The 24,419-nt window shown below is 62.2% G+C and carries 23 protein-coding genes and 1 pseudogene; 14 read left to right on the top strand and 10 right to left on the bottom strand.

Annotation, left to right across the window (positions count from 1 at the left end; all coding sequences use genetic code 11):
- Positions 1 to 370 precede the first annotated feature (370 nt).
- Entirely contained in the window at positions 371 to 547 is a 177-nt protein-coding gene (locus CFR76_RS00125) for a DUF3311 domain-containing protein (RefSeq protein WP_110555295.1), read from the top strand.
- Positions 544 to 2,052 (top strand): sodium:solute symporter family protein, encoded by a 1,509-nt coding sequence (locus CFR76_RS00120; protein WP_110555294.1) that lies wholly within the window; start codon positions 544 to 546, stop codon positions 2,050 to 2,052. Before CFR76_RS00125 ends, CFR76_RS00120 begins: the two co-directional genes overlap by 4 nt.
- Before the next feature lie 167 nt (positions 2,053 to 2,219).
- Here the strand turns inward: CFR76_RS00120 and CFR76_RS00115 are convergent, their stop codons facing one another.
- Positions 2,220 to 2,447, bottom strand: a complete 228-nt coding sequence (locus CFR76_RS00115; protein WP_176642254.1) for a (2Fe-2S)-binding protein — start codon at positions 2,445 to 2,447, stop codon at positions 2,220 to 2,222.
- A 352-nt stretch (positions 2,448 to 2,799) separates the two neighbouring features.
- Here CFR76_RS00115 and CFR76_RS00110 point away from each other — a divergent pair, with 352 nt between their 5' ends.
- Positions 2,800 to 3,705: a delta(1)-pyrroline-2-carboxylate reductase family protein gene (locus tag CFR76_RS00110; RefSeq protein ID WP_110555292.1), complete on the top strand. Its 906-nt coding sequence runs from the start codon at positions 2,800 to 2,802 to the stop codon at positions 3,703 to 3,705.
- 31 nt (positions 3,706 to 3,736) lie between these two features.
- Positions 3,737 to 4,705, top strand: a complete 969-nt coding sequence (locus CFR76_RS00105; RefSeq protein ID WP_110555527.1) for a D-2-hydroxyacid dehydrogenase — start codon at positions 3,737 to 3,739, stop codon at positions 4,703 to 4,705.
- An 86-nt stretch (positions 4,706 to 4,791) separates the two neighbouring features.
- Here CFR76_RS00105 and CFR76_RS00100 read toward each other — a convergent pair whose 3' ends face one another.
- The 3 genes from CFR76_RS00100 to CFR76_RS00090 form a co-directional block, all read right to left on the bottom strand.
- Complete coding sequence (locus tag CFR76_RS00100) at positions 4,792 to 6,009, bottom strand: MFS transporter (RefSeq protein WP_110555291.1); 1,218 nt, start codon at positions 6,007 to 6,009, stop codon at positions 4,792 to 4,794.
- 23 nt (positions 6,010 to 6,032) lie between these two features.
- Positions 6,033 to 6,428 carry a GlcG/HbpS family heme-binding protein gene (locus tag CFR76_RS00095; protein ID WP_110555290.1) on the bottom strand — a complete coding sequence of 132 codons (396 nt, stop codon included), beginning with the start codon at positions 6,426 to 6,428 and terminating at the stop codon, positions 6,033 to 6,035.
- 93 nt (positions 6,429 to 6,521) lie between these two features.
- Positions 6,522 to 7,250, bottom strand: coding sequence for an IclR family transcriptional regulator (locus tag CFR76_RS00090; RefSeq protein WP_110555289.1), 729 nt, complete (start codon positions 7,248 to 7,250; stop codon positions 6,522 to 6,524).
- A gap of 181 nt (positions 7,251 to 7,431) precedes the next feature.
- On the opposite strand from CFR76_RS00090, the gene CFR76_RS00085 reads away from it, so the two are divergent.
- On the top strand, positions 7,432 to 7,881 hold the full coding sequence (locus tag CFR76_RS00085) for an Rrf2 family transcriptional regulator (protein WP_110555288.1): 450 nt from the start codon (positions 7,432 to 7,434) through the stop codon (positions 7,879 to 7,881).
- A 239-nt stretch (positions 7,882 to 8,120) separates the two neighbouring features.
- Positions 8,121 to 9,512, top strand: a complete 1,392-nt coding sequence (locus CFR76_RS00080) for an NAD-dependent succinate-semialdehyde dehydrogenase (RefSeq protein WP_110555287.1) — start codon at positions 8,121 to 8,123, stop codon at positions 9,510 to 9,512.
- A 567-nt stretch (positions 9,513 to 10,079) separates the two neighbouring features.
- On the opposite strand, the gene CFR76_RS00075 is transcribed toward CFR76_RS00080, so the two are convergent.
- From CFR76_RS00075 to CFR76_RS00065, 3 genes are read right to left on the bottom strand one after another with little or no spacing between them, the layout of a single operon-like run.
- On the bottom strand, positions 10,080 to 11,492 hold the full coding sequence (locus CFR76_RS00075) for a cytochrome c (RefSeq protein WP_110555286.1): 1,413 nt from the start codon (positions 11,490 to 11,492) through the stop codon (positions 10,080 to 10,082).
- Positions 11,485 to 13,122 (bottom strand): GMC family oxidoreductase, encoded by a 1,638-nt coding sequence (locus CFR76_RS00070; protein WP_110555285.1) that lies wholly within the window; start codon positions 13,120 to 13,122, stop codon positions 11,485 to 11,487. The genes CFR76_RS00075 and CFR76_RS00070 overlap by 8 nt, the downstream gene beginning before the upstream one ends.
- A gap of 17 nt (positions 13,123 to 13,139) precedes the next feature.
- Positions 13,140 to 13,757: a sorbitol dehydrogenase family protein gene (locus CFR76_RS00065; protein ID WP_244191702.1), complete on the bottom strand. Its 618-nt coding sequence runs from the start codon at positions 13,755 to 13,757 to the stop codon at positions 13,140 to 13,142.
- A gap of 365 nt (positions 13,758 to 14,122) precedes the next feature.
- Between CFR76_RS00065 and CFR76_RS18630 the strand changes: the two genes are divergently transcribed.
- Entirely contained in the window at positions 14,123 to 14,251 is a 129-nt protein-coding gene (locus CFR76_RS18630) for a hypothetical protein (RefSeq protein ID WP_264986494.1), read from the top strand.
- Between the two features lie 72 nt (positions 14,252 to 14,323).
- Complete coding sequence (locus tag CFR76_RS00055) at positions 14,324 to 15,427, top strand: glycerophosphodiester phosphodiesterase family protein (protein ID WP_110555283.1); 1,104 nt, start codon at positions 14,324 to 14,326, stop codon at positions 15,425 to 15,427.
- Positions 15,428 to 15,436: 9 nt separating this feature from the next.
- Here the strand turns inward: CFR76_RS00055 and CFR76_RS00050 are convergent, their stop codons facing one another.
- Entirely contained in the window at positions 15,437 to 16,255 is an 819-nt protein-coding gene (locus tag CFR76_RS00050; protein ID WP_110555282.1) for an FTR1 family iron permease, read from the bottom strand.
- A 2-nt stretch (positions 16,256 to 16,257) separates the two neighbouring features.
- Positions 16,258 to 16,599 (bottom strand): cupredoxin domain-containing protein, encoded by a 342-nt coding sequence (locus CFR76_RS00045; RefSeq protein ID WP_110555281.1) that lies wholly within the window; start codon positions 16,597 to 16,599, stop codon positions 16,258 to 16,260.
- Positions 16,600 to 16,800: 201 nt separating this feature from the next.
- On the opposite strand from CFR76_RS00045, the gene hmpA reads away from it, so the two are divergent.
- The 6 genes from hmpA (at position 16,801) to CFR76_RS00010 (ending at position 24,136) form a co-directional block, all read left to right on the top strand.
- Positions 16,801 to 18,009 carry an NO-inducible flavohemoprotein gene (gene hmpA / locus CFR76_RS00040; protein ID WP_110555280.1) on the top strand — a complete coding sequence of 403 codons (1,209 nt, stop codon included), beginning with the start codon at positions 16,801 to 16,803 and terminating at the stop codon, positions 18,007 to 18,009.
- 2 nt (positions 18,010 to 18,011) lie between these two features.
- Entirely contained in the window at positions 18,012 to 18,380 is a 369-nt protein-coding gene (locus CFR76_RS00035) for a DUF488 domain-containing protein (RefSeq protein ID WP_110555279.1), read from the top strand.
- Positions 18,381 to 18,628: 248 nt separating this feature from the next.
- Entirely contained in the window at positions 18,629 to 19,315 is a 687-nt protein-coding gene (locus tag CFR76_RS00030) for a glutathione S-transferase family protein (protein ID WP_167402026.1), read from the top strand.
- 324 nt (positions 19,316 to 19,639) lie between these two features.
- Positions 19,640 to 21,262 (top strand): ABC-F family ATP-binding cassette domain-containing protein, encoded by a 1,623-nt coding sequence (locus tag CFR76_RS00020; protein WP_110555277.1) that lies wholly within the window; start codon positions 19,640 to 19,642, stop codon positions 21,260 to 21,262.
- An 84-nt stretch (positions 21,263 to 21,346) separates the two neighbouring features.
- Positions 21,347 to 23,719 (top strand): heavy metal translocating P-type ATPase, encoded by a 2,373-nt coding sequence (locus CFR76_RS00015; protein ID WP_110555276.1) that lies wholly within the window; start codon positions 21,347 to 21,349, stop codon positions 23,717 to 23,719.
- 78 nt (positions 23,720 to 23,797) lie between these two features.
- Positions 23,798 to 24,136: a metal-sensitive transcriptional regulator gene (locus CFR76_RS00010; RefSeq protein ID WP_110555275.1), complete on the top strand. Its 339-nt coding sequence runs from the start codon at positions 23,798 to 23,800 to the stop codon at positions 24,134 to 24,136.
- Between the two features lie 64 nt (positions 24,137 to 24,200).
- Here the strand turns inward: CFR76_RS00010 and CFR76_RS00005 are convergent.
- Positions 24,201 to 24,419 (bottom strand): annotated as a pseudogene (locus tag CFR76_RS00005) (IS5/IS1182 family transposase); the annotation flags it as partial.

The raw sequence follows: 24,419 nt of genomic DNA, 5'->3' as shown, positions 1-24,419 counted from the left end.
CGGGACTGGCATGGACAGCCGGGGAAGGATGCATATAAAACTGTTATTTTACATAATGTTAAATGAAATTTTTCATACCATGCGAATAAAACGGACCCTGTCGGGATCACTAAAATATTACATTTAATGATATAAGTTATGCATTTTATTGATTTATTGCCGGCCAGTCCAATGCCGGCAATGCACGTCAAGCGGTTGTGCAGCGCAAAAAAAGATTGCGCAGCGCACAATAATCAAAAATGTAATTACAAAAAATATCCTTAAACATTTCAAAATTACTTTGAAACTATCTTAATTATGTTGACACCTGAACCCTCTTTCCAGAAACATCCCCTGCGGCCACACAAAAAAACAAGAAGTCACGGTCAACATGAAAAAAGCCATACTCCTCCTCCTGCCCTTTGCGGGTCTCCTGTGGGTTCCGTTGTACAACCGGCATGATCCGGTGCTGTTCGGCTTCCCGTTCTTTTACTGGTACCAGTTCGCGTGGGTTCCCGTCACATCCGTCCTGATCTGGATAGCATGGAAAACGGACCGCCAGTCATGAACACATCAATCCTGCCTGATAACGCCGCCATCAGCGTATTCGTCGTGTGTTTCGTCGCCACCATCGTGCTGGGCAGCACGGTCCGGCTGTGGCGGCCGCTGCTGAACCGCCGCAAGGCCGCGAACCGCCATAGCGAAGGAGAGGAATGGGGACTGGGCGGGCGTGAATTCGGCGCCTGGGTCACGTGGTTCCTGGTGGGTGGGGATTTCTATACCGCCTATACGGTCATCGCCGTGCCGGCGCTGGTCTATTCCACCGGCGGGTTCGGTTTCTTCGCGCTGCCGTACACCATTATCGTCTACCCCTTCATTTTTGCCGTCATGCCACGGCTGTGGACCATCGCGCGCGATGGCGGCCATGCCACGGCGGCGGATATCGTACGCGCGCGCTTTGGCAGCCGGACGCTGGAACTGATGGTGGCGGTCAGCGGGCTTGTCGCCGTGCTGCCCTATATCGCCCTGCAGCTGATCGGCATCCGCACGGTGATCGAAGCACTCGGCTTCACCGGCATGCTGCCGCTGCTGGTCGCGTTTGTCTCCCTTGCCGCCTATACGTGGCTGGGCGGGCTGCATGCCCCCGCGCTGACCGCCTTCATCAAGGACGTGATGATCTATATCGCGGTGCTGGCGGCCGTCACCATCGTGCCGATCCACCTTGGCGGGTACGGGGCCATGTTCCATTCCGCGGCCGGGCACCTGCCCCATGTGCCGGACGGCCATATCGTGGCGCAGGGACAGGTGGTGCCCTATGCGACGCTGGCCCTGTCCTCCGCCTTCGCCGCCTTCCTGTATCCCCATACGCTGACGGGCATCCTGGCCGCGAAATCGGCTGACACGATCCGGCAGAACGCGGTTTTCCTGCCCGCCTACACCATCGTGCTGGGGCTGATCGCGCTGCTGGGGCTTATGGCGCATGCGGCGGGGATCGTGACCACGTCCTCCTCCCAGGTGGTGCCGCAGCTTTTCCTTGCGATCTTCCCGTCATGGTTTGCGGGGTTCTGTTTCGCCGCCATCGCGGTGGGGGCGCTGGTGCCGGCTTCCGTCATGGCGATCGGTGCGGCCAACCTGATCATGCACAATATCCTGCCCCACCGTAGCGACTCGGTCACAGGCTCGCGCGTGGCCGGATTCGCGGTCAAGGTTGGCGCACTGGGCTGCGTGGTTTTCCTGAACGCCAAATTCGCCATCGACCTGCAACTGCTGGGGGGCGTCATCATCCTGCAGACCTTCCCCGCGCTGATCATGGGCCTGCTGCCGCTACGCCTGCCCGCCCCCGCGCTGGTCGCGGGCTGGGTAATCGGGTCGGTGGCCGGGCTGGGGCTGTGCTGGATTGACGGGCTGAAGCCGGTGCATCCGGTCGCATTCGCCGGTTTTTCGGCTTCCGTTTCAACCGGGCTGCTGGCGCTGGCCATCAACGTCACCGTCACCCTGCTGCTGGGGGTTGTGATCCGGCTGGCGCTCGGGGCTTCGCCTTCCACCCTGCGGCCGCGCAGCATACGGCGGTAGACATCCCCCAACATTCACGTGGCGCAGGCTGTCACGTAAACGGGTCCCCTGTTTCCACAGGACCGGCCCCGGTCACATGACCGGGGCCGTTCCTGTATCCAGCCATTCCGGCATGTGCCGGCTGGCAGCCCGCATCGGGCCATGAACCAGCGAAAGGCCCGGCAGGCTTACATTGCCTGCGGCTGGAGATCGGCATGCCCGTGCATGGTGTCCGCGATGGTCGCACGGCCCTGACGGGCTATCTGCCGCAGCAGGCACACCACACCGGGCACGCAGTTGCCGCACTGGGCGCGGCATCCCTTGGATTCATAAACATCCTTAGGCCGGACAGCACCATTACGCGCGGCTGTTTCCACATCTGTATCGGTCAGCATGTTGCAGGAGCAGACAAACATTTATCTATCCCAATCGATGATCTGGGCACACCATAATCACGAATGAGAACAAATCGCAATACACTTATTCCATCCCGTCCGTGACAGGTGTGCATCTTCCCTTTCCACGCCGGGTTCATATCCATGTGATTCCATTATCATTACGTGCGATAATTTTTTGGCATGCTGAAAAAACATTGCGGCTTCATGCCATGGGAAGGCCGGGACATGGCGGGCAATCCGTGTTCTGCCTGCATGGATACAGGGGGCGGCCATGCCCCCTCGTTGCACATGCCGGACGGAATCGACAGAATAAGCAACAATATCAATTACCGGCATTGTCATATCTCCATACCGATACGGGACGGCGGGCATGAAAATATATTCCGATCAGGAAACGCGCGACTTCCTACCGTTTCCTTCGCTGGTCGATGCGCTGGCACTGGCCATGCAGGAACTGGAACGGGGCCAGATCCAGTGCCCGGAACGGACAACCGTGCGCACCCATGACCATGCGGGCGCGCTGATGACCATGCCGTCGGTCGGCCGGGATATCATGGTCACCAAACTGCTGACCCTGTTTGGCGGCAATCCCGCCCTTGGCCTGCCAACCATACAGGGACAGGTCATCTGCGCCGAAGCCTGCACCGGGCGTTTCCTGTTCACGTTGGACGGGCCAGCCGTCACCATGCGCCGCACCGCCGCCGTCAGCATGCTGGGCATCCGCACGCTGGCGCGTCGCCCGGTGCGGCGCGTGCTGGTGATTGGCACCGGCACGCAGGCGCTGGCCCACCTGCAGGCATTATGCGCCCTGTATCCCGGCATTACCGTGGTCATTCGCGGGCGCACGCCGCAACGGGCACGCGATTTCTGCATGGAACACCAGACATCCGCCCTGACCCTGCTTCCTGAAAAAGCACAGGAGGAACCGTTTGATGTCATCATCACCGTCACGGCCAGCACGTCGGTCATTTATAATGAACCCGCGCGCGCGGACTGCCTGGTCATAGGTGTGGGCGCGTACCGGACCGACATGGTCGAAATCGGGCCGGATACCATTGCGGGCAGCGCGCTGTACGTGGATGACGCCATCGGCGCGCCGGTCGAGGCAGGCGACCTGTACCAGGCGGGCGTGGACTGGAACGATGTCCATCCCCTGTCCCGCGCGCTGGATGACGGGCCGCCCGCGGATGGCAGGCCCGTTTTTTTCAAGTCGGTCGGATGTTCCGCGTGGGATCTGGCGGCCTGCCGGGTGGCGCGCCTGCATGGGGCGGAATGACCCCTTCCCATCCCCTGAAAGGATAACCGCCGTGAGCCAGATACACAGCCCCAGCCAGACAGTCTATGTCGCGCATGAATATTACAATATCCGCGCGGAACTGGAAAAACGCCCCGGCGCGCCCCCCTGCGTGCAGGTCCAGACATTCGCGCAACTGGAACAGGTCATACCACAGGCGGAAGTGCTGGTGGTGTCCATGTTGTGGCGCAACACCCTGCTGGCGCGCGCGCCCAGACTGAAACTGATACAGTCCATCAGTTCCGGGGTGGAACAGTTTGACCTGACACAACTCAGGGCACGCAACGTCCACCTGTGCAATGCGCGTGGGGCGAATGCGGCAGCGGTTGCGGAACATGCGCTTGCCCTGCTGCTCAGCCTGTCACGCCGGTTGTATGAGGCACGCGATAACCAGCACCGCGCCCACTGGTCGGGCACCGGCATGGACGCCCGCCCCCGCCTGCAGGAACTGACCGGCAAGATGGTGCTGATCGTGGGCATGGGCACCATTGGCGACCGGCTGGCACGGATCTGCCTGGCGCTGGGCATGCGCGTCTGTGGCATGCGCCACAGCCCCCGGCCACTGGATGTACCGGGTGTCGCGCAGGTCGCGCCCGGCGATCTGCACGCCGCCATGGGCCAGGCCGACCATATTGTGCTAACCTGCCCCCTGACCCCGCAGACCGAAGGGTTGATGGACCAGCGCGCCTTTGCCGCCATGAAGCCCGATGCCTGCCTGATCAACGTGGCGCGTGGGCGGGTCGTGGATGAAACCGCCCTGATCGCCGCCCTGCGCGCGAACGCCATCGCGGGCGCGGCCCTTGATACCTATGCGGATGAACCACTGCCGCCCACTTCCCCGTTATGGCAGTTGCCCAATCTGGTCATGACCAGCCATGTCGCGGGGGAGACGCAGTTCTATGAACACAATGTCGTGGATATCCTGCTGGACAATATCAGGGCGCTGGAAACCGGCGGCCCGTTGCGCAACCAGATTGCATGAAGAAGTGTCTGGCGAAGTTTTTTCCAAAAAGTTCCGAAGAACGCCGCCTTCCTGAAAAAGGCGGCATCCAACACTTTTATTACTTTTCAGATGCTTTCCCTGGCATGCCTTTTCAGCATGATCAGGGCAAGCAGGTACACGACCAGCCCGCCAACCGAAAACAGCGCGCCACCCCAGCCCAGCGCACCATAACCGAACTGCCGCGCCAGCAGGAAACTGCCCCCGGCCGCCCCTACCGCATTGGCGATATTGAACGCGGAATGATTGAGGGAGGCCGCAAGTGTCTGCGCATCCCCCGCAAAATCCATAAGGCGCGTCTGCAACGCAGGCCCAAGCGCATTGACGAAGGTTGGCACCAGGAACACGTCAGCCATCAGCGCGATCTGGCTATGCAGGATATAGGGAAACACCAGCATGGCCACCGCACTGCCCGCCAGCGCGATCAGGGCGGCAAGGTCAAGGTTGCGGTCCACCAGCCATGCGCCCACATTGGCGCCCGCCAGCATGCCCGCGCCCCACACCACCATATACACCATGGTTTCCCATTCGGGCACGTGGGTCACGTCCTGCAGCACGCTGGTCAGGTAGGTATAGATCGTAAACATGCCGCCAAAGCCGATCGCTGCGGTCAGCAATGTCAGCAGCACCTGCGCATTGCCCATGGCGCTGACTTCCCTGAAGGGCGAATTCTGGCGGTTTGGCTGATCGGCGGGAATATAGCGCCATACCCCCAGGAACGTGACGAAACCAAGGATCGCGATCGCAAGATACGCCATGCGCCAGCCCAGGTGATTGGCGGCGAATGTTGAAAACGGCGCCCCGATCAGGGTCGCTATGGCAATACCCGACAGCACCCGCCCCACGGCCCAGCCCCGTCGCGCGCGTTCGACCATGGACGCACCAACCAATGCGGAAATCCCGAACAGCGCCCCGTGCGGCAGGCCGGTAATGAAACGCGCGACCTCCACCAGTCCCGGCGTGGGCATGACGATGCTCAGGACATTGCCGAAACAGAACAGCACCAGCAGCACCAGCAGCAGTTCCCGCCGCGAAAGCCGCGCGCCCAGAATGGTGATGAGCGGCGCGCCGATCACCACCCCCAGCGCATAGGCGGTAATGACATAACCGGCATCGGCCACGGACAGCCTGAGGGACGCCGCGAATTCCGGCAGCATCCCCATGATGGCGAACTCCCCCGTCCCCACGACAAACGTGCCGAACGTGAGGATGAAGAAAGCGGCCGCTTTCCCATGCGGGGGGGCAACCTGCGTGATCGCGCCCCCGACCTGCGTGTTATCTGACATGACGGACCATTCCCAATGGGCAATCAGCCGGCAGGCCGCGTGGCGGCACGGGCGATGGCGATGTCATCTTCCGTGCTGGCGCCTGATACGCCGATCGCGCCCAGCATGGTCCCGTCCGGCCCCATCAGCACGACACCACCACCAAAGCTGGTCAGGCCGCCATTGGTGTTTTCCAGGCTGTAGGCCGCGCCATCCGGATGCGCGATCGTGGCGAAGTCGGCGCTGTCCATCTGGAACAGGACGGCCGTGCGCGCCTTTTTATGACTGACCTCGATCGCACCCAGTGGGCAGCCGTCCATACGGATGAAGGCCATGGGCCACGCGGCGGCATCCACGATGGAAATACTGACGCGGACACCCAGGTGCTCCGCCTTGGACCGGGCGGCATCAAGCAGGGACATGGCATGGGAAAGCTGCACGGTAAAAACCCTCTGTCTTACGAAATAATGTCGGGACAGGTTAGACACACGCCGCCGGAATGGAACATGCAAAGACGTGACCGCGTCATTTCTTCAACATTGTTGAACCCCTGCCTGTTCCACCAGCTTCATCATCATCCACCCCAGCTGCGCAAGGCGCGCGCGGGGCAGGCGCGACGCCGGGCCGGTCAGGCCGATGCTGGCGCGGACTTCCCCCTGTTCGCGCCACGGGATGGCGACACAGTTCCAGCCCGGACGGCAGGCCTCCATGTCAATGGCGTATCCCTTCGCCCTGACAGCCTCGATCCGGGACAGGGCCTGCGCATCCAGCGCGCCCACGCGGGTCGCCATGACCCGCTTGCGCAGGCCGGGCACGAACGCAAGGAACACCAGGCCGACCGCCGACCCTTCAAGCTGTTCATGGAGTGGCGGCCTGCCGTCCATTGCCGCGCCAGCGCATTCGACCACCTCCAGATACGCGGCCTCGTCCCCGCTGGGCACGGCAAGATAGACGGTCATGCCGCTGTCACGCGCAATCGCCAGCATGACGGGACGCAGTCGCGCGCGCAGGGCGTTGTCGTCGCCCGCGATGCGCGCAAGGTTCAGGATGCGCCCGCCCAGATGGTAACGCACATCCCCGTGCCTGCGCTGCACGTATCCCAGATGGCCAAGGGTCTGGAGAATGTTGTGCGCCGTCGTCTTGCCCAGTCCCGATATCTCGGCAATTTCGTGCAGGCGCGCGCGACCGCCCTTCTGCGCGATGATTTCCAGAATGGCGGCGGAACGTTCAATGGACTGGATCAGTCGGGGTGCTTTTTCCACGGGGTACTTTTCCGGCTATATCAGGGACATACTGCCCCCCTTCGCATGGCGCTGCCGCGTTCGGGGCGGGCATGGCCACCGCAGGATTTCACCATTCCGGGCCAAGGCGGGACAGGAACCGGAAGCGTTATATTATTTAACAGGTCTGGAAATAATATGCAGATCGTATATATCTTCTTTCATGCGCCTGACCCTGCATACAGACTACGCCCTGCGGACACTGATCTATCTGGGGATCCATACGGATCGCCTGACCTCCATCCGTGAAGTGGCGCAGGCCTATGGCATTTCGGAAAACCATCTTGTCAAGATCATCCACAAGCTGGGTCAGGCCGGTTTTGTCGAAACCATCCGGGGCCGCAATGGCGGGCTGAAGCTGGGACGGCCGGCAGCCAGCATCGTGCTGGGCGATGTGGTGCGCCATACGGAAGAAGACATGGCCCTGGTCGCCTGCATGCACCCGATGGATGAAGGCGGCCGGGCCAACTGCGTACTGGCCGATGCCTGTCGCCTGCGCGGCGTGCTGGGGGAAGCCCTTGGGTCCTTCATCGCCGTCATGGACAATTATACGCTTGCCGATGTCATAACAGACAAGGAACGTGAGCGCCTGCCGCGTCCCCTGTCCGCCTGAAACCCATATGCCCGTTGGGGTTGTGGAATAAACTCCATTTTACAATTCCACTCCCGCAGAGGCAGGTTGCTGACACAAGACCGGAAAACCGGCATTTTTCCCCTGTCCGGCATAGTCCCCAACCATGCGGGACAATGATTTTTTGCACGTTTCCAGGGTTGGTGATACCTGAAACGATTCTTGCACGCCTGCCGGTGAAATATATACTTCTTGACGAAACTCTGAGGAACCTACTGCCAATGGCTTACGCTACGACCAACCCCTATACTGGTGAAACGCTCGAAACGTTCCCCAATGCCACGGATCAGGAAGTCCAGGCCGCACTGACCGAAGCATATGACGTTTTCAAGACATGGCGGCATACATCCTTTGCCGAACGCGCGAAGGTCATGACGGCGGCAGGCCGGATCCTGCGCCGCGACATCGACAAATACGCCCGCCTGGCGACGCTGGAAATGGGCAAGACCTTCGCCGAGGCGAAGGCCGAGACCATCCTGTCGGCGGAAATCTTTGAATATTACGCGACACATGCCGAGCGCCTGCTGGCGCCCGAAAAGCTGCCGGTCGCGGACCCGAAGGAAGGCGACGCCATCCTGATCCACCAGCCGCAGGGCATCGTCTTCGCCATCGAGCCGTGGAACTTCCCGTACTACCAGATCGCCCGCATCATCGCGCCGCAGCTTTCGGCTGGTAACACGGTGCTGCTCAAGCATGCCTCCAACGTGCCGCAGTGCGCCGCCGCCTTCGACAGCCTGATGGCGGAAGCCGGCCTGCCCAAGGGTGGGTTCCGCAACCTGTATGCCGCACGCCACCATACGGAAATGATCCTGAGCGACCCGCGCGTATGCGGTGTTGCCCTGACCGGTTCCGAAGGCGCCGGCACCATCATTGCGGGTGTCGCGGCCAAGGCGCTGAAGAAGTCCACCATGGAACTGGGCGGTTCCGACGCCTTTATCGTGCTGGATGACGCCGACCTGGAAAAGACCGTGAAGTGGGCCGTGTTCGGTCGCCACTGGAATGCCGGCCAGGTCTGCGTATCCGCCAAGCGCCTGATCGTGGCTGACGCGATCTATGACAAATTTGTCGAACTGTACAAGAAGGGCGTGGCCGAACTGAAGGCTGGCGACCCGATGGACCCGTCCACCACGCTGGCGCCGCTGTCATCGCAGAAGGCGGCTGATGACCTGATGGCGCAGGTTGAGGAAGCCAAGAAGCATGGTGCGGTTGTTGAGACCATCGGCGCGCCGGTTCCCAACAAGGGTGCATTCTTCCGCCCGATGCTGATGACCAACCTGCACAAGGACAACGAAGCCCGTCACTGGGAATTCTTCGGCCCGGTCACCCAGCTGTACCGCGCGAAGGATGATGCGGACGCCATCCGCATTGCCAATGACTCCCCCTACGGCCTGGGCGGCGCTGTCTTTACGCGCGATACCCAGCGCGGCGTGAAGGTGGCCGAGCAGATCTATACCGGCATGGTGTACGTCAACCACCCGACCATGGTGAAGGCCGACCTGCCCTTCGGCGGTGTCGCCCGTTCGGGCTACGGCCGCGAACTGATCGGCCTTGGCATCAAGGAATTCGTCAATCACAAGCTGATCGACGTGGTGGACATCGACGCCCCGTTCTGATCGGGCAAGTATCCGGACACGCGGCCTGATGAACACAGGCCGCGCCACTGGCTGGCCCGCAGGGCAGCCGGTGGCCTGTCTGGCAGCCTTTCGCCAGACACCTTGATTCCCCTGTTTATCTACAATACAGAATAATCATCCGTTTCCGGTTTATGTAAAACTTCTCCGGTTACATAAAACGGATGCTTCCCGCCCCATGAAATACACGGTTCATGCGCACCACAGGGCAACGTCGCTCATCCATTTACAAAACAACCACAGGCAAGCAGACTATCAGGAACAGTCCTGTATTACGGTGTGCTTTTTGCGTGGATCACGTAATGTATGGATCAGGAAATATCCTACAATCATAAGAAAGTTTTTGGTGAAGCTTTTTTCAAAAAGCTTCGAAAAACACTGCCTTCCTGAAAAAAGGCAGCACAATTTTACTGTCCTTAACCAATCTATTGCTTTGAAACAACATTCCGAGGCGATGTTTTTTTGCTGCAGATAAACAGCGAAACCCCGGCAACCCTTACTGCGCCATATCATGCAGCGTAATCGGGCCTGCCGGGATTTCGTATCCTGTTACGGCGTCTTGGGTAGCTGCTTGCGCATCTTTTCAACCTGATCCGCAGTCACCCCATGGTCACCACTGCCGAACGTGGCGGTCACGTAATTGACCAGTGCGGCGATCTCGGTATTGCTCAGGCGCTGCACGTCGGAATCATGGTCAAAACCGGGCATGTAGGCATGCAGGCCACCTGCCGTCCGGTCCACACCGTTGAGAACCGTCATGATCAGGTCATCCGGATGCGCGGACCCCACAACCGAATTATGGAACAGCGACGGCGCATAATGGTCACTGGTGCCCGCACCGTTCCCCCCATGACAGGCCGCACAGTTCGCATCATAAATATGCGGGCCGGTCATTTCATCAAGCTTGTCGATCCGTGTCAGTTCGCCCGAACGCATATCCGGCGCGTCAAGCGCCTGCCCGAATCCTTCACGCGGGCCATGCTCGGCCTCGTCTTCCTTGGCCGGAACCTGAAGGATGTAGGCGGCAAGGGCATGCAGGTCATCATCGGTCAGGTGGCTAGTGCTGTGCTCCACCGCCTCGCCCATCGGACCCGCAGCCTGGCTCAGCCCGGCGACATGGCCGGTCTTGAGATAGGTGACAAGGTTATCCTCGCTCCAGTTACCGATGCCGCTTGTCTTGCTTGACGTGATATTGGGCGCATACCAGCCCAGCAGGGGCGCACCGGCAAGGAAGCTGTCTTCCTTCTCGCTCAGCATCATGTTGCGCGGCGTATGGCAGGTGCCGCAATGTTCAAGGGCATTGGCCAGGTACTTGCCACGACGCATCTTGTCATACGTGGCGGAATCCCCGGTTTCCGGGGTGACGCTGCCCGCGACGAGGTTCCACACCGCCATGGTGATGCGCAGGTTGGCGGGAAAGTTCAGTTCCGTCACCGGCGGCGTTACGGCCACCGGCTTCACCCCATGCATGAACCAGGCATACATGGCCTTCACGTCGTCATCCGTCATGCCGGAATAGGAAACATATGGCATTGCGGGATAAAGGCGGCTGCCGTCACGACGCACGCCGTGGCGCACGGCCTTTTCAAAATCCTCTTCCGTATATTTCCCGATGCCATGGTCGGGGTCGGGGGTGATGTTGGTTGAAACGACATCGCCCATGGGCGTGGTGATGCGCAGCCCCCCGGCAAAGGGCCTGCCCCCCGGCGTGGTATGGCAGGCGACACAGTCACCGGCCGTCGCGATATATTCGCCGCGCGCCATAAGCGCTGCCGAAGGATCGGCCGATGCAGGCACCGATGGCGCGGCCGCCGGGACCGGAGCCGGGGTTGGAGCCGGAGCCGGAGCCGACGCGGGGGGCGGTGAAGGCTCATCCGCCTGCGCCGGCGTTGCGGATAGGGAAGCAAGGGCCGTGCCCGTGACCAGAACCGACCACAGGATCTTGCGTTTGACGTCAGGCATGGGTCAGTTCTTTTTTAAGTGTATCGGCAACACGCAAGGCAAGTGCTGCAACCGTCAGGGTGATGTTGCCGGTTCCGACCGATGAAAAGACGGACGAACTCGCGATGAACAGGTTTTCATGGTCATGTGTGCGGCAGAAGCCGTCGACCACGGAATCCTTGGGGTCAGTGCCCATGATGGTGCTGCCGGCGGGATGGTCCTGCGGGAAGTAGCCCGGTGTCCACTGCTCGTCCGTGCCATGCATGAGACCGATCAGGTCCTTGAACAGGCCGCGGGTGTGGTCGCAGCTTTTCACCGTGTATTCAGGCAGCTTGTAGTAGACTTCCGGGTGGGGAATGCCCAGCGCGTCCTTGTACGTGGCGCTCAGGGTCAGCCGGTTGTCCGGATCGGCCAGCCCTTCGTTATGGCTGAACAGCCGCACGGTATGGGAAGCAAGATAGCGGATCTGCTCCTCCAGTTCGCGTCCGACATATCCCTTGGAAATGGCCAGCGCGGTAGCCAGGTCCACCTGGTTGTCATCCACCATGTGCACCAGGTACGCGCCCCGTTCGTTGCGCCAGTCCCCATCGCGGAAATTGTCGATCACGTTGGTTTCCAGCGGGCCACGGCCGGGCCACAGCGCCTTGTCACCACTGATGAACGTCACCTGTACGCCGGTATGGTCCATCATGTTGCGACCGACATGGCCGGAACTGTTGGCGATGCCGTCGGGACTCTGTTCATCAGCCGAGTACAGCATGAGCTTCGCGGTCTCGATGCAGTGCGCCGCGATGACGAAATACTTGCCGGTCACACGGTGCGATCCCTTGTCGGGATCGTAATAATGCACCGCCGTCACGCGCTTGTTCGCGCTGTCACGCTCGATCCGGTACACCACCGCGTTGGGCACGAACTTCGCCCCCGCCGCTTCGGCATGATAGACGGAATAGCTGCCGTTATACATCGCCCCGATGGGGCAGATCGGCATGCAGTTGTTATGTCCCTCGCAGGTCGGGCGGTTGTCATAGGGCCGCGTGTTGCGGGCCTGCGGTTCATGCACGACACGGTACGGGGTCTTTTCCCGGATCAGGTTGCGAAACTGTTCCGCCGCATAGGAAATGGGCAGCGCGTCCATGGGATAGGGCTGCCTGCGCGGCGAACCCAGGTCTTCCACCGCCGGGTCCGGGCCACAGACGCCCATCATCACCTCGGCCTGGTAATAGAACGGCTCAAGGTCGTCATATTTCAGCGCCCAGTCACGGCCCTGCCCATAACGGGTCTTCAGTTCGAAATCCGACGGCAGGTAACGCCACGCGCACCCGGCCCAGTGCCATGTCGTGCCGCCCATCATGCGCAGGTAGACCTGCTGGTAGGCTTCGGCGTCCGGCCCGGTGGTGTGCAGGTATTTGTTGGGCGTGATCTGGTTGGGCGGATGTTCGGCCCACGGCACGCAGGGAAACGGCCCCTGATAGGAAGGCTTGTTTTCCAGATTGCGGAAATTATCGACAAAATGCTGGCGGTCGACACGGGGGCCGGCTTCCAGCACGATGACGGAAATACCCGCGCGCGCCAGTTCATTGGCAATGGAACTGCCGGCGACGCCGGATCCGACGATCACGACGTCAGCGGAAAGGTCTTGTTCGGAAGGCATGGGGGATGCTCCGGATATCAGGTGGGTTCTACAACGAATTTCGAAGGCGAAAGGGCAGGTTCGCCAGTTGGAACGGCCACTTCCGGTGGGGTCTGGGTCCAGTAGAACGGCCCGCCCGCGGCGTAGGTCTTGGGGTAGATGGCATCCTTGGTGATGTCGAACATCAGGGCCGAGCGGTACACGACCACCTTTTCATCCGCGACGCCACGGTACCAGGCCGTCATGATGTCGTGGATGACATCCTTGAACACGGGATCGGCATGTTCGGCCGCCTTGGCCAGTTCGCGCGCGCTGTCGAATTTGCCGCCCGCCATCAGGTCATGCAGCTTCTGGATCTGGTCGCGGCGTGCGGGCGTCGCCTTGACGATACGGGCGTACAGCGCGCTGCTGATACGGGCATCAAGCGCATCCCGGTCGGTCAGGCGGTGCGACAGCGCAAGGAACAGCGGCGCGACCGTATCTTCCGCCTCGGGGGTTGCGGCGATGCCCCGGCCCGCGCCCAGTACCACGGCGGCGGCCCCCATCGCACCCAGCAGCATGTCGCGACGCGACATGCGCAGCGCGCGGTTCATCCGTATGGCATTGGGGGTGGACAGGTGGATACTGGTGGGAAAACTGGGCTGGTCTGCAGCCATCTGGCGTCGCCTCTCATGCATGTTGGTCCAGCAGGAATGCCGGGAAACAGGCATGACCATGCGGGATGCAATAATGACACCACCGATACCGCCACTTACGCCGGGTCCGCAACCTTTTATACTCCCAGCTTAACGTATAGCAGATTCACGTTCAGCGAGTAAAAACGGCGAAACTGCTATACAGACATGTTTTGATATGCCGCCTGGGGCAAAGCCGGTCACGTATCATTTACGCCATCCCATGCGGAATGCCACAGCGGCGGGAACAATACCCCACGGGGCATGATAAACATGCATATGTCCCGCATCATTACTTGCCCGCGACGGGATGCCCGCGCCCCCTGATTCAGGCCGGAACCGTCGATATGCCCCTCCCCCTCCGGCGGCAGGGCATCACCCGCCGCGCGCATGCGCCCATGCCCCGGCGACGCATGCCCGTCCCGCAGGCGTCCCGCATCCGGCATCCGGCATCCGGCATCCGGCATGGGCCATGACATCAGAAACCCCATTGCGCTACACGTGATCTTCCCTGACTGTTGCCATGCAACAGGCCGGAACACGAACCCATGCCGACACGCAGACAGACCATGACGGGCATCCTGTCGGGCATCGCGGCCATGACGACACGCCGCACTTTCGCCGCCGCCGCGCTGGTGCCCCTGCCCTGCGTCATGGCGCATCGTGGCGCATCCGCCCTGCGTCCCGAACATACGCTGGCCGCCTATGCCAGGGCGATCGCGGATGGGGCCGATTATATCGAACCCGACCTTGTACCGACAAAGGATGGCGTGCTGGTCGCCCGCCACGAAAGCCATATCACCGGCACCACGGATGTCGCCAGCCACCCGGAATTCGCCGCGCGCCGACGCACGCAGACCATTGACGGCGCAACCGTAACCGGCTGGTTCACCACGGATTTCACGCTGGCCGAACTCAAGACCCTGCGCGCGCGTGAACGCCTGCCTGACATACGCCCGGCCAACACGCGCCATGACGGGCATTTCGACATTCCGACCTTCGAGGAAATCATCGATTTCGTCGCGGCCGAAGCCGCAACCCGTGGCCGCATGATCGGGCTGATACCCGAAATCAAGAACGCCACCCATTTCCACCAGCTTGGCTTTGCGCCGGAAGAGACATTCCTGCGCGCCATCGCCGCCCACGAATACACCCGCTACTGCCCGCTGGAGGTCCAGTCCTTTGAAATCAGCCCCCTGCGGCGGCTGCACGGGCAGGTGCAGGCGATCAACACGCAGGCGCGCCTGATGCTGCTTTTGGGGGAACGCACCGAACACGTTCCCGACACGGTGGGCACGGCCACGCCACTCACCTTTGGTGACCTCATGACAGCCGGGGGCTTACGCCGCGTGCGGGAGTATGCGGATGTGATCGGCCCGTCCAATGCCGACATCATACCGCGTGACGCAGCCGGGGCTTGGGGCGCGCCGACATCGCTGATAGAGGACGCGCACCATGCGGGCCTGCTGGTGCATTCCTACACCTTCCGGCCCGAAAACTGCTTCCTGCCCGCGCACCTGCGCAGCGACGCAGGCGACAATGCCCGCAACCCGCGGGGATCGGTCGCGGAAATCCGGCACTACCTTGACCTGGGGCTGGATGGTTTCTTTACCGATGATCCCGCCATCGGCCGCCTTGCCCTGCGCGGCTAGGCACCCCCATCAGGCGCGGGGGCTGGGCTGCCTGCGCACAAGGCGCGTCGCGATGACCATGACCGCCAGCGTCACCGCCCATGTCATGACCTGCACCCCCATGGGCCGGTCGGAATAGCCCAGCAGCGCCTTGGCCGCGCGCCCGACCATGCTGCCATCGGACAGCAGCCACGACGTATCCCACACCTCGTAGCCAAGGGCGGGGATCAGGTCATCACCCGCCAGCAGGCCCGCCGCCTGGCTGGCCATGCCCGCTGCAAGGAAGGCGATCAGCAGTCCCGTCACGCTGAACAGGCGGCTGAGCGGGATGACGATCAGCCCCCGGTACAGCAGCCACGACAGCGCCGCCCCCGCCGCGATGCCCAGCCCGCCCCCCGTCAGCATGGCCACCGGCCCGGAATGGGTCGAGACCGCGATGCCATACAGGAACAGCACGACCTCCATCCCCTCGCGCAGCACGGCCACCGCGACAACGACGGCCATGGCGGCCAGCGAACGGTCGCCGGACACGACCTCCGCCCCCAGGGACTTCATCTCCCCCGCCATCTCGCGCCCGTGCCGGGTCATCCACACCGTATGCCAGCCCAGCATCAGCACCGCGACGCACAGGATGGTGGCGGAAAACACGTCCTGCCCGTTGCCCGACAGGGCCGCGGACAGGCTGCCCGCAAATATGGCGACGATCGCGGCCCCCGCCACACCCGCCGCAATGCCGCCGGCAACCCAGCGCCCGCGCCCCGGAATGCCCTGCGTCGCGGCCAGCACGATACCCACGATCAGGCCCGCTTCCATGACCTCACGAAAGACGATCAGCAGACTTCCAAGCATGTTCAGGGTTCCTGTGTCACGGTAACGGTGCCCGTCGCCTGGTCGGGGTGGTAGTCGTCGAAGAATTTGTAGGTGCCGGGATGCAGCGGCCCCGCATGCACGGTGATCGTGCCGCCGGAGACCACGATCTTCTCGAATTTCAGGTCATAGCTTTCGAATTCGTCCGTCGTGTCGTCATGGTTGTCCAGCACGATCAGGAAGCGCTGCCCCGCCGGGACCGTGATATGGTCGGGGATGAAGTGATGGTCCCTGACCTCCAGATGCACGGGGTCCATCGCCCATGCCGCCGGTGCAGGCATGAGTGCCGCAAGCCAGGCACATGACAGAACGGTTCGGTAACGCATACGGCACACTCCAGTAATGGGCGCATGTTATGCGATTTATTATCAGTGTCAATTGCATCGGCAACCCGGATGCCGGCGTGCCGCCTCCAGCAATACGGATCATGCATAACGGATATATGCGCCCAAAAAGGTATGCATCATTGACATCTTTTTTGGCGGCCATAAAGATGCGGTAATTATACACCTTAAAGGACGCCACACATGCCATCGCCCCTGGATGACAAGACCCGCAGCATCATCAAGGCCTGCGTACCCGCGCTGGAAGCACACGGCCTGGCAATCACGACGGAAATGTACCGTCGCCTGCTGGCCAATCCGGACATTCGCGACCTGTTCAACATTTCGCACCAGAAGGATGGGGAACAGCCAAAGGCGCTGGCGCTGGCGGTGCTGGCCTATGCGCGCAACATCGACACCCTCGGCGCCATGGCGGGCGCGGTCGAACGCATTGCGGAAAAGCATGTCGGGCTGAACATCCTGCCTGAACATTATCCCTATGTCGCCGATGCCCTGCTGGGCGCCATCGCCCACGTACTGGGCGATGCGGCAACCCCCGAGATCATGGAAGCCTGGGGCAGGGCCTACTGGTTCCTTGCGGAAATCCTGATCGGGCGGGAGGAACAGATTTACATCGCCCATGCCGCGGCCCCCGGTGGCTGGGTTGGCTGGCGTCCGTTCCGTGTCAGCCGCCGCGTGAAGGAAAGTGAAACCGTCACGTCGTTCGAACTGACGCCCGAAGACGGCAAACCCGTCATGCGCCATGTGCCGGGGCAGTATCTCAGCTTCCGCCTCGACGTGCCGGGGCATGGGTCGGAACGGCGCAATTACAGCATTTCCTCCGCACCCGGTTCACGCTCCTACCGCATAAGCGTCCGCCGTATCGACAATGGGGTGGTATCCGACTGGCTGCATGACAGCGTGCAGGAAGGCACGGTGCTGCAGGTCTCCGCGCCGGCGGGTGATTTCACGCTGGGCAGCCCGGCCCCCGCGCCCATCGTATTCCTCAGCGCGGGTTCCGGCCTGACGCCCTTTATTTCCATGCTGGGCGCGCTGGATGCGGGCGCGGCCAAAGGCGTGCGTTACATCCACACCACCCGCACGCCCGGCACCGAAGCCTTCGGCCCCTATATCCGCGACCTTGCCGCCAAGGGCATGCTGCGCGCCGACCTGTTCTACAGCCGCGCGACACCACAGGCGGCGCAGGCGGCCACGGGCGTCACCACCCATGCGGGCCGCATGGCGCAACCATGGCTTGCACAGGCAATCGACCGGGCCGCGACCTGTTATGTCTGCGGTCCCGACGGCTTCATGCGCGATACCATCGCCACGCTGAAGGCGGCCGGCGTGCCGGAAAGCCAGATCCGTTTCGAATTCTTCGGTTCGGCGGCGGATGCGGCACTGGTGGGGTAGGCATGGCGCACACCATTCATGTCAGGCGGGTTTATGACCCGCCCACACCCGATGATGGCAGCCGCGTGCTGGTGGACCGGCTGTGGCCCCGTGGGGTCAGCAGACAGCGCGCCGACCTGACGTTATGGCTGAAGGACGTCGCCCCCAGCACGGACCTGCGCCAGTGGTTCGGGCACGACCCGGCCCGGTGGGAGGGGTTTCAGGAACGCTATGTCGCGGAACTGCGGGCCAACCCCCAGCCGGTGCAACAGTTGCTGGACATGGCGCGCGCCAGCCCCCTGACGCTGCTGTACGCCGCGCGTGACACGCAGCATAACGAGGCGGTCGTGCTGGCCGCCTACCTGCATCGCCTGCTGGACCACGCGGCCTGAACGATCCCGCGCATTCCCGGTACCACCATGACAGAAGGCATATCTCCCGACCCGGGCGGTCGCGGCAGGATATGCCTTTTTTCGTGTGCATAGGCCCCGCCACGGGAGGGCAGGGGAACCAAAGCCACGGGCGTCCCTTAGCAGGACATCGGCACCATTCCGACCGGCACATTATTCCCGTGCCATTTCTGCCCGCCATGGCGGGGCTGTCGGGTGGGGCCGCCTGCCAAATCGAGGGACCCCGTACCATGATTACCGTGCATCACCTGGACAATTCACGTTCCCAACGCATCCTGTGGCTGCTGGAGGAACTGGAAATCCCCTACGACATCCGGTTTTACAAACGCGACCCCAGGACCATGATGGCCCCCAAATCCCTGCGCACCATCCACCCGCTGGGCAAGGCCCCGGTCATCACGGATACGGATGGCAACGTGACGCTGGCCGAAAGCGGTGCGATCATCGAATACATCATCGATAAATACGGTCATGGCCGACTGGCGCCCGCGCGGGACACGCCGGAATACATCCGCTTCATATACTGGCTGCATTATGCGGAAGGCTCCGCCATGCCAGTGCTCCTGCTCAAGCTGATATTCGGGCTGCTGCCCGGACGCGCGCCCCTGCCGCTGCGCCCTTTTGCCTTCCTGATTGCCTGCGGGGCACAGATGAAGCTCATCAATCCCCAGCTCAAGCTGCATATGGATTACTGGGAGCGCAGCCTGTCGGGGAATGAATGCTTCGCAGGCGATGACTTTACCGCCGCCGACATCCAGATGAGCTTCCCCCTTGAGGTCGCCGCCGCACGGGCGGGGGCCACGGACAACCGGCCCCATGTGGCGGCGTTCCTGCGCCGCATCCATGACCGTCCCGCCTACCAGCGCGCCCTGCTGCGGGGTGGGACATATGCCTATGCCCATGCCGGGAAGGCATGATACGGGCCGGTCGCTGGCCCGTGCGTCCCGGCTGCCACGTAACGTTCATCCCTTGGGGACGGCCTGAAAAGCCAGACTTAAGAGACTGTCTGAAAAGTCAGCCCATGATAGCGCTTTAAAATTAAAGGAAGTTTTTGGTGAAGCTTTTTGCAGAAGCTTCGAAAGAGCGCCGCCTTTTTGAAAAAAGGCGGTACCAGAAAACTTTTATTGTTTTTTTATCAATGTTTTATTTCAAAGCGGTCTTTCAGCGGCGATCGGGCCATGGTTTACGCTGCGCGCGCGTTCGTAGTATGTGCGCGGGCAATCCCATCCGCCCGAGGTTCCATGATTCGCCTAGACAACATCACCAAGCATAATGGCCAGCGCCTGGTCTTTATCGAAGCCTCGGCCGCCCTGCAGAAGGGGGAGAAGATCGGGCTGGTCGGCCCCAACGGGGCGGGCAAGACCACCCTGTTCCGCATGATCACGGGACAGGACGAACCCGATGAGGGCAATATCCTGATCGATCGCGGGGCCACCATCGGCTTTTTCAGTCAGGACGTGGGCGAAATGGCCGGACGCAGCGCCGTGGCCGAAGTCATGGATGGCGCGGGCGCGGTGTCCGAGGTCGCGGCCGAACTCTCCACACTGGAAGCCGCCATGGCCGATCCCGAACAGATGGACCAGCTTGACAGCATCCTTGAGCGCTTTGGCGAGGTGCAGGCCCGTTTTGAGGAACTGGGCGGCTACGCGCTGGACAGCAAGGCGCGCGAGGTGCTGCACGGCCTTGGCTTCAGCCAGGAAATGATGGATGGCGACGTGGGCCGGCTTTCGGGCGGGTGGAAAATGCGCGTGGCGCTGGCGCGCATCCTGCTCATGCGGCCCGATGTCATGCTGCTGGATGAACCCAGCAACCATCTCGACCTCGAAAGCCTGATCTGGCTGGAACAGTTCCTGGCGGGTTACGATGGCGCGCTGCTCATGACATCGCATGACCGGGCGTTCATGAACCGCATCATCAACAAGGTGATCGAGATTGATGGCGGCAGCCTGACCAGCTTTTCCGGCGATTACGAATTCTATGAACAGCAGCGCGCCCAGAACGAAAAGCAGCAGCAGGCCCAGTTCGACCGCCAGCAGGCGGCGCTGGCCAAGGAAATCAGTTTCATCGAACGCTTCAAGGCCCGCGCCTCCCACGCGGCGCAGGTGCAGAGCCGCGTGAAGAAGCTGGAAAAGATCGACCGCGTCGAACCACCCAAGCGGCGGCAGGCGCTGAGCTTCGATTTCCCGCCCGCGCCCCGGTCGGGCGAGGACGTGGTCAGGCTGCGCGGCGTGGACAAACGGTATGGCGAACGCGTCATCTACCACAACCTTGACCTGCTGGTGCGGCGCAGGGAGCGGTGCTGCATCCTTGGCGTCAACGGCGCGGGCAAGTCCACGCTGCTCAAGCTGGTGACAGGCACCACACAGCCCGATGCGGGCACGGTCACGCTGGGGGGCAGCGTGAAGATGGGGTATTTCGCCCAGCACGCCATGGACCTGCTGGATGAAAGCCGCACGGTGTTCGAAACGCTGGATGATGCCTTCCCCCTGGCCAGCCAGGGATCGCTGCGCGCCCTTGCGGGCAGCTTCGGCTTTTCGGGTGATGAGGTGGACAAAAGCTGCCGCGTGCTGTCAGGGGGCGAAAAGGCGCGTCTGGTCATGGCGCTGATGCTGTTTGACCCACCCAATTTCCTTGTGCTGGATGAACCGACCAACCATCTGGACATCGCAACCAAGGAAATGCTGATCAACGCACTGGCCCAGTACGAGGGCACGATGCTGTTCGTATCGCATGACCGGCACTTCCTGTCCGCATTGTCCAACCGAGTGCTGGAACTGACACCTGATGGCATTCACCAGTATGATGGCGGCTACAGCGAATATGTCGCCCGCACCGGGCAGGAAGCGCCGGGACTGCATGCCTGATCACAACCGCGCATAAACGGCGCCCGCGCCTTGAAAATACCATTGGGGGGTATAAATCAGGGACATACGCGAAGGAGTGCCGCCGTGTCCCAGACCCTGAGTTTCCCAGTGGGCGGCATGTCATGCGCCGCATGCGCCGCGCGGATTGAAAAGATCCTCAACCGCCAGGACGGCGTGCAGGCCTGCGTCAATTTCGCGACCGGGCGCGTGCAGGTGGTGCTGGACACGCCCGCGGCCACGATCAACGCGGTTGTCGCCGCCATCCGCAAGGCCGGTTTCACGGTGGATGAAAGCAGCGTGGACCTGTCGATCACCGGCATGTCGTGCGCCGCGTGCGCCGCGCGGATTGAAAAGATCCTCAACCGCCTGCCCCTGACACAGGCCAGCGTGAACCTGGCCACCGAACGGGCGCATATCGTGTTCGTGCCCGGCATCGCGGATGCGGATACCTTCATCGCCCGCATTGAAAAAGCCGGTTTTGGCGCATCACTGGTGAATGACAGCGCGCCGGATGACACGCATGCCCGCCGCCTTGCCGCATGGCGGGCGGAACGCGCCCATTTCATGCTGCTGCTGGTCCTGTCGCTGCCATTTTTCGCGCAGATGGCGCTGATGCCGTTTGGCGCCATGTACATGATGCCCGGCTGGCTGCAGCTTGTGCTGGCGGGTGTGGTGCAGTTCTATGGCGCGCGCCATCTGTACCGGAGCGCCTGGAACGCCGTGCGCGGTGGCGGCGCAAACATGGACGTGCTGGTGGTGATGGGAACCAGCATCGCGTATCTCTTCAGCGCGACCGTCGTGATCGCCCACCTGCGCCAGCCCCTGTATTTCGAGGCCAGTGTCGCGATCATCACCCTGATCTCGCTCGGCAGGCTTATGGAAGCCCGCGCGCGCGACCGGACCAGCGCGGGGCTGGAAAGCCTGCTGAAACTGCAGCCGCCGCTTGCGCATGTCCTGGTCAATGGCGCGCTGGTCGACCGTCCCGTGGCGGATGTGCGCGTGGGCGACATGTTCGTGGTGCGCCCCGGTGACAGCATTCCGGTTGACGGACAGGTGAGTGAAGGCGCATCCGAAGTCAACGAAGCCATGCTGACGGGGGAAAGCCTGCCGGTGCTGAAACAGGCCGGGGACAGGGTCTTTGGTGGCACCATCAATACCAATGGCGTGCTGCGCGCCACCGCCACCGGCGTGGGGCATGACACCGCGCTGGCGCATATCGTGAAAATGGTCGAACTGGCGCAGGGGTCAAAGGCGCACGTGCAGCGACTGGTGGACCGGATCTCGAATGTCTTCGTGCCCACGGTCATCGCCATCGCCCTGGTTACGTTCTTCATCGGCTGGCTGGTGACGGGCCATGCGACATGGAGTCTGGTTTCCGCCGTGTCGGTGCTGGTCATCGCCTGCCCGTGCTCGCTGGGGCTTGCAACGCCCACGGCCATCATGGTGGGCACGGGGCTGGGCGCGCGCTGCGGCATCCTGTTCCGCAATGCGGATGCGCTGGAACGCGCGCAGAAGCTGACCACCCTCATCATGGACAAGACCGGCACCCTGACCGAAGGCAGGCCCACCGTCAGCGACGTGGTGCCCGCGCCGGGCGTGGATGCCGGCAGGCTGCTTGCCATCGCCTGCGCGCTGGAACAGGATTCCGAACACCCGCTGGCCCGCGCCATTGTCGACCATGCCACGGCAGCGGGCCTGTCGCCGCTGGCGGCAAGCGGTTTCCGCGCCCTGCCCGGCATGGGGGTAACGGCCACGGTTGGCGGTATCCCGGCAGCCCTTGGTTCCCCCCGTTTCATGACGGATCACGGCATGGCGCCCGATGATGCCGTGACCACCCGGCTGGAACAGGAAGGCAAAACCGTCATCGCGGTTGCCGCGGGCGGCCATGCCGTCGGCCATATCGCCCTGTCCGACCGCCTGCGGCCTGATGCCATAAGCACCGTAAGCGCGCTGAAGGCTGCGGGCATCCGGGTCATGATGCTGACGGGCGACAACCCGCGCAGCGCGGCCATCGTGGCGAAACAGGCGGGCGTGGATGATTTCATGGCCGGCGTCCTGCCCGGTGACAAGGCGCAGGTGGTCAGGGCCTGCCACGATCAGGGCGGCGTGGTCGGCATGGTGGGCGACGGGATCAACGACGCCCCGGCGCTGGCCGCAGCCGATGTCGGCTTCGCCATTGGGGCGGGCGCGGCCATTGCGCTGGATACGGCGGATATCGTGCTGATGAAAAGTGAGCTGGCCAGCGTGCTGGACGCCATTTCCCTGTCGCGCGCCACGCTGTCCAAGATCCGGCAGAACCTTTTCTTTGCGTTCATCTATAATATCCTTGGCCTGCCGCTGGCGGCGTTCGGGCTGCTCAACCCGATCGTGGCGGGGGCCGCCATGGCCATGAGTTCGGTATCGGTTGTCAGCAATTCCCTGCTGCTCAACCGCTGGAAGCCGCACGGACAGACCTGACCGCGCGCCGTAGGCACATGCCACGGCTTATGGTACGCTGATACGGAACATGACGGCACAAAACCGAAGAAGGCGCGCATGGCACGACAGGACGAACAGGTGACACCGATGGAAAGCTGCGCGCATTGCACGCCCCCCACCGACAGAAAGGTGGAACAGCCGCACAAGAAGGCCCTGGTCAACCGTGTGCGCCGGATCGAGGGACAGGTGGGCGGCGTGCTGAACATGATCGAGGATGACCGTTACTGCGTCGATATCCTGACCCAGATTTCAGCGGTGAAATCGGCGCTCGATGGTGTCGCCATCCAGATCCTGTCCACCCACGCCAAGGGCTGCGTGCGCCAGTCGGTGATGGATGATGGCGGGGATGAAGCGATCGAGGAAATGCTGGGAATCGTGCGCAAGCTGATCCGCTGATAAAAAACGGACAATGAAGATAAAAGTGTCTGGGGGCCGCTTTTTTTTCAGGGCCTGTTGGGGATTAGCGTGAATTGATGACTGCGGCCACGAGATAGATCATGGCCGAGAATGACCTGTCTGTCTTGTCGCTGCGCATGGCGATGCGCTTGAACTCCTTGAGTTTGCAGAAGAAGTTCTCGATGAGGTGGCGCGCTTTGAACAGGGCTTTATCGAACGGGCGTCTGTCGAGGCGGTTTTTGCGCTGGGGAATGACCACACAGGCGCCTTGCGCGCGTATGCT

This window comes from Komagataeibacter swingsii (assembly GCF_003207895.1).
Lineage (GTDB): Bacteria > Pseudomonadota > Alphaproteobacteria > Acetobacterales > Acetobacteraceae > Komagataeibacter > Komagataeibacter swingsii.
This window is presented reverse-complemented; position numbering and strand designations above follow the sequence as displayed.

Bases quoted from the DNA above. Each gene is read 5' to 3' on its own strand.
- CFR76_RS00020 (WP_110555277.1), top strand. From the start codon at position 19,640: ATGATTCGCCTAGACAACATCACCAAGCATAATGGCCAGCGCCTGGTC.
- CFR76_RS00070 (WP_110555285.1), bottom strand. From the start codon at position 13,122: ATGCCTTCCGAACAAGACCTTTCCGCTGACGTCGTGATCGTCGGATCC.
- CFR76_RS18630 (WP_264986494.1), top strand. From the start codon at position 14,123: ATGCCCCTCCCCCTCCGGCGGCAGGGCATCACCCGCCGCGCGCATGCG.
- CFR76_RS00115 (WP_176642254.1), bottom strand. From the start codon at position 2,447: ATGTTTGTCTGCTCCTGCAACATGCTGACCGATACAGATGTGGAAACA.
- CFR76_RS00065 (WP_244191702.1), bottom strand. From the start codon at position 13,757: ATGGCTGCAGACCAGCCCAGTTTTCCCACCAGTATCCACCTGTCCACC.
- CFR76_RS00030 (WP_167402026.1), top strand. From the start codon at position 18,629: ATGATTACCGTGCATCACCTGGACAATTCACGTTCCCAACGCATCCTG.
- hmpA (WP_110555280.1), top strand. From the start codon at position 16,801: ATGCCATCGCCCCTGGATGACAAGACCCGCAGCATCATCAAGGCCTGC.
- CFR76_RS00085 (WP_110555288.1), top strand. From the start codon at position 7,432: ATGCGCCTGACCCTGCATACAGACTACGCCCTGCGGACACTGATCTAT.
- CFR76_RS00035 (WP_110555279.1), top strand. From the start codon at position 18,012: ATGGCGCACACCATTCATGTCAGGCGGGTTTATGACCCGCCCACACCC.
- CFR76_RS00010 (WP_110555275.1), top strand. From the start codon at position 23,798: ATGGCACGACAGGACGAACAGGTGACACCGATGGAAAGCTGCGCGCAT.
- CFR76_RS00055 (WP_110555283.1), top strand. From the start codon at position 14,324: ATGCCGACACGCAGACAGACCATGACGGGCATCCTGTCGGGCATCGCG.
- CFR76_RS00075 (WP_110555286.1), bottom strand. From the start codon at position 11,492: ATGCCTGACGTCAAACGCAAGATCCTGTGGTCGGTTCTGGTCACGGGC.
- CFR76_RS00045 (WP_110555281.1), bottom strand. From the start codon at position 16,599: ATGCGTTACCGAACCGTTCTGTCATGTGCCTGGCTTGCGGCACTCATG.
- CFR76_RS00120 (WP_110555294.1), top strand. From the start codon at position 544: ATGAACACATCAATCCTGCCTGATAACGCCGCCATCAGCGTATTCGTC.
- CFR76_RS00080 (WP_110555287.1), top strand. From the start codon at position 8,121: ATGGCTTACGCTACGACCAACCCCTATACTGGTGAAACGCTCGAAACG.
- CFR76_RS00125 (WP_110555295.1), top strand. From the start codon at position 371: ATGAAAAAAGCCATACTCCTCCTCCTGCCCTTTGCGGGTCTCCTGTGG.
- CFR76_RS00050 (WP_110555282.1), bottom strand. From the start codon at position 16,255: ATGCTTGGAAGTCTGCTGATCGTCTTTCGTGAGGTCATGGAAGCGGGC.
- CFR76_RS00110 (WP_110555292.1), top strand. From the start codon at position 2,800: ATGAAAATATATTCCGATCAGGAAACGCGCGACTTCCTACCGTTTCCT.
- CFR76_RS00100 (WP_110555291.1), bottom strand. From the start codon at position 6,009: ATGTCAGATAACACGCAGGTCGGGGGCGCGATCACGCAGGTTGCCCCC.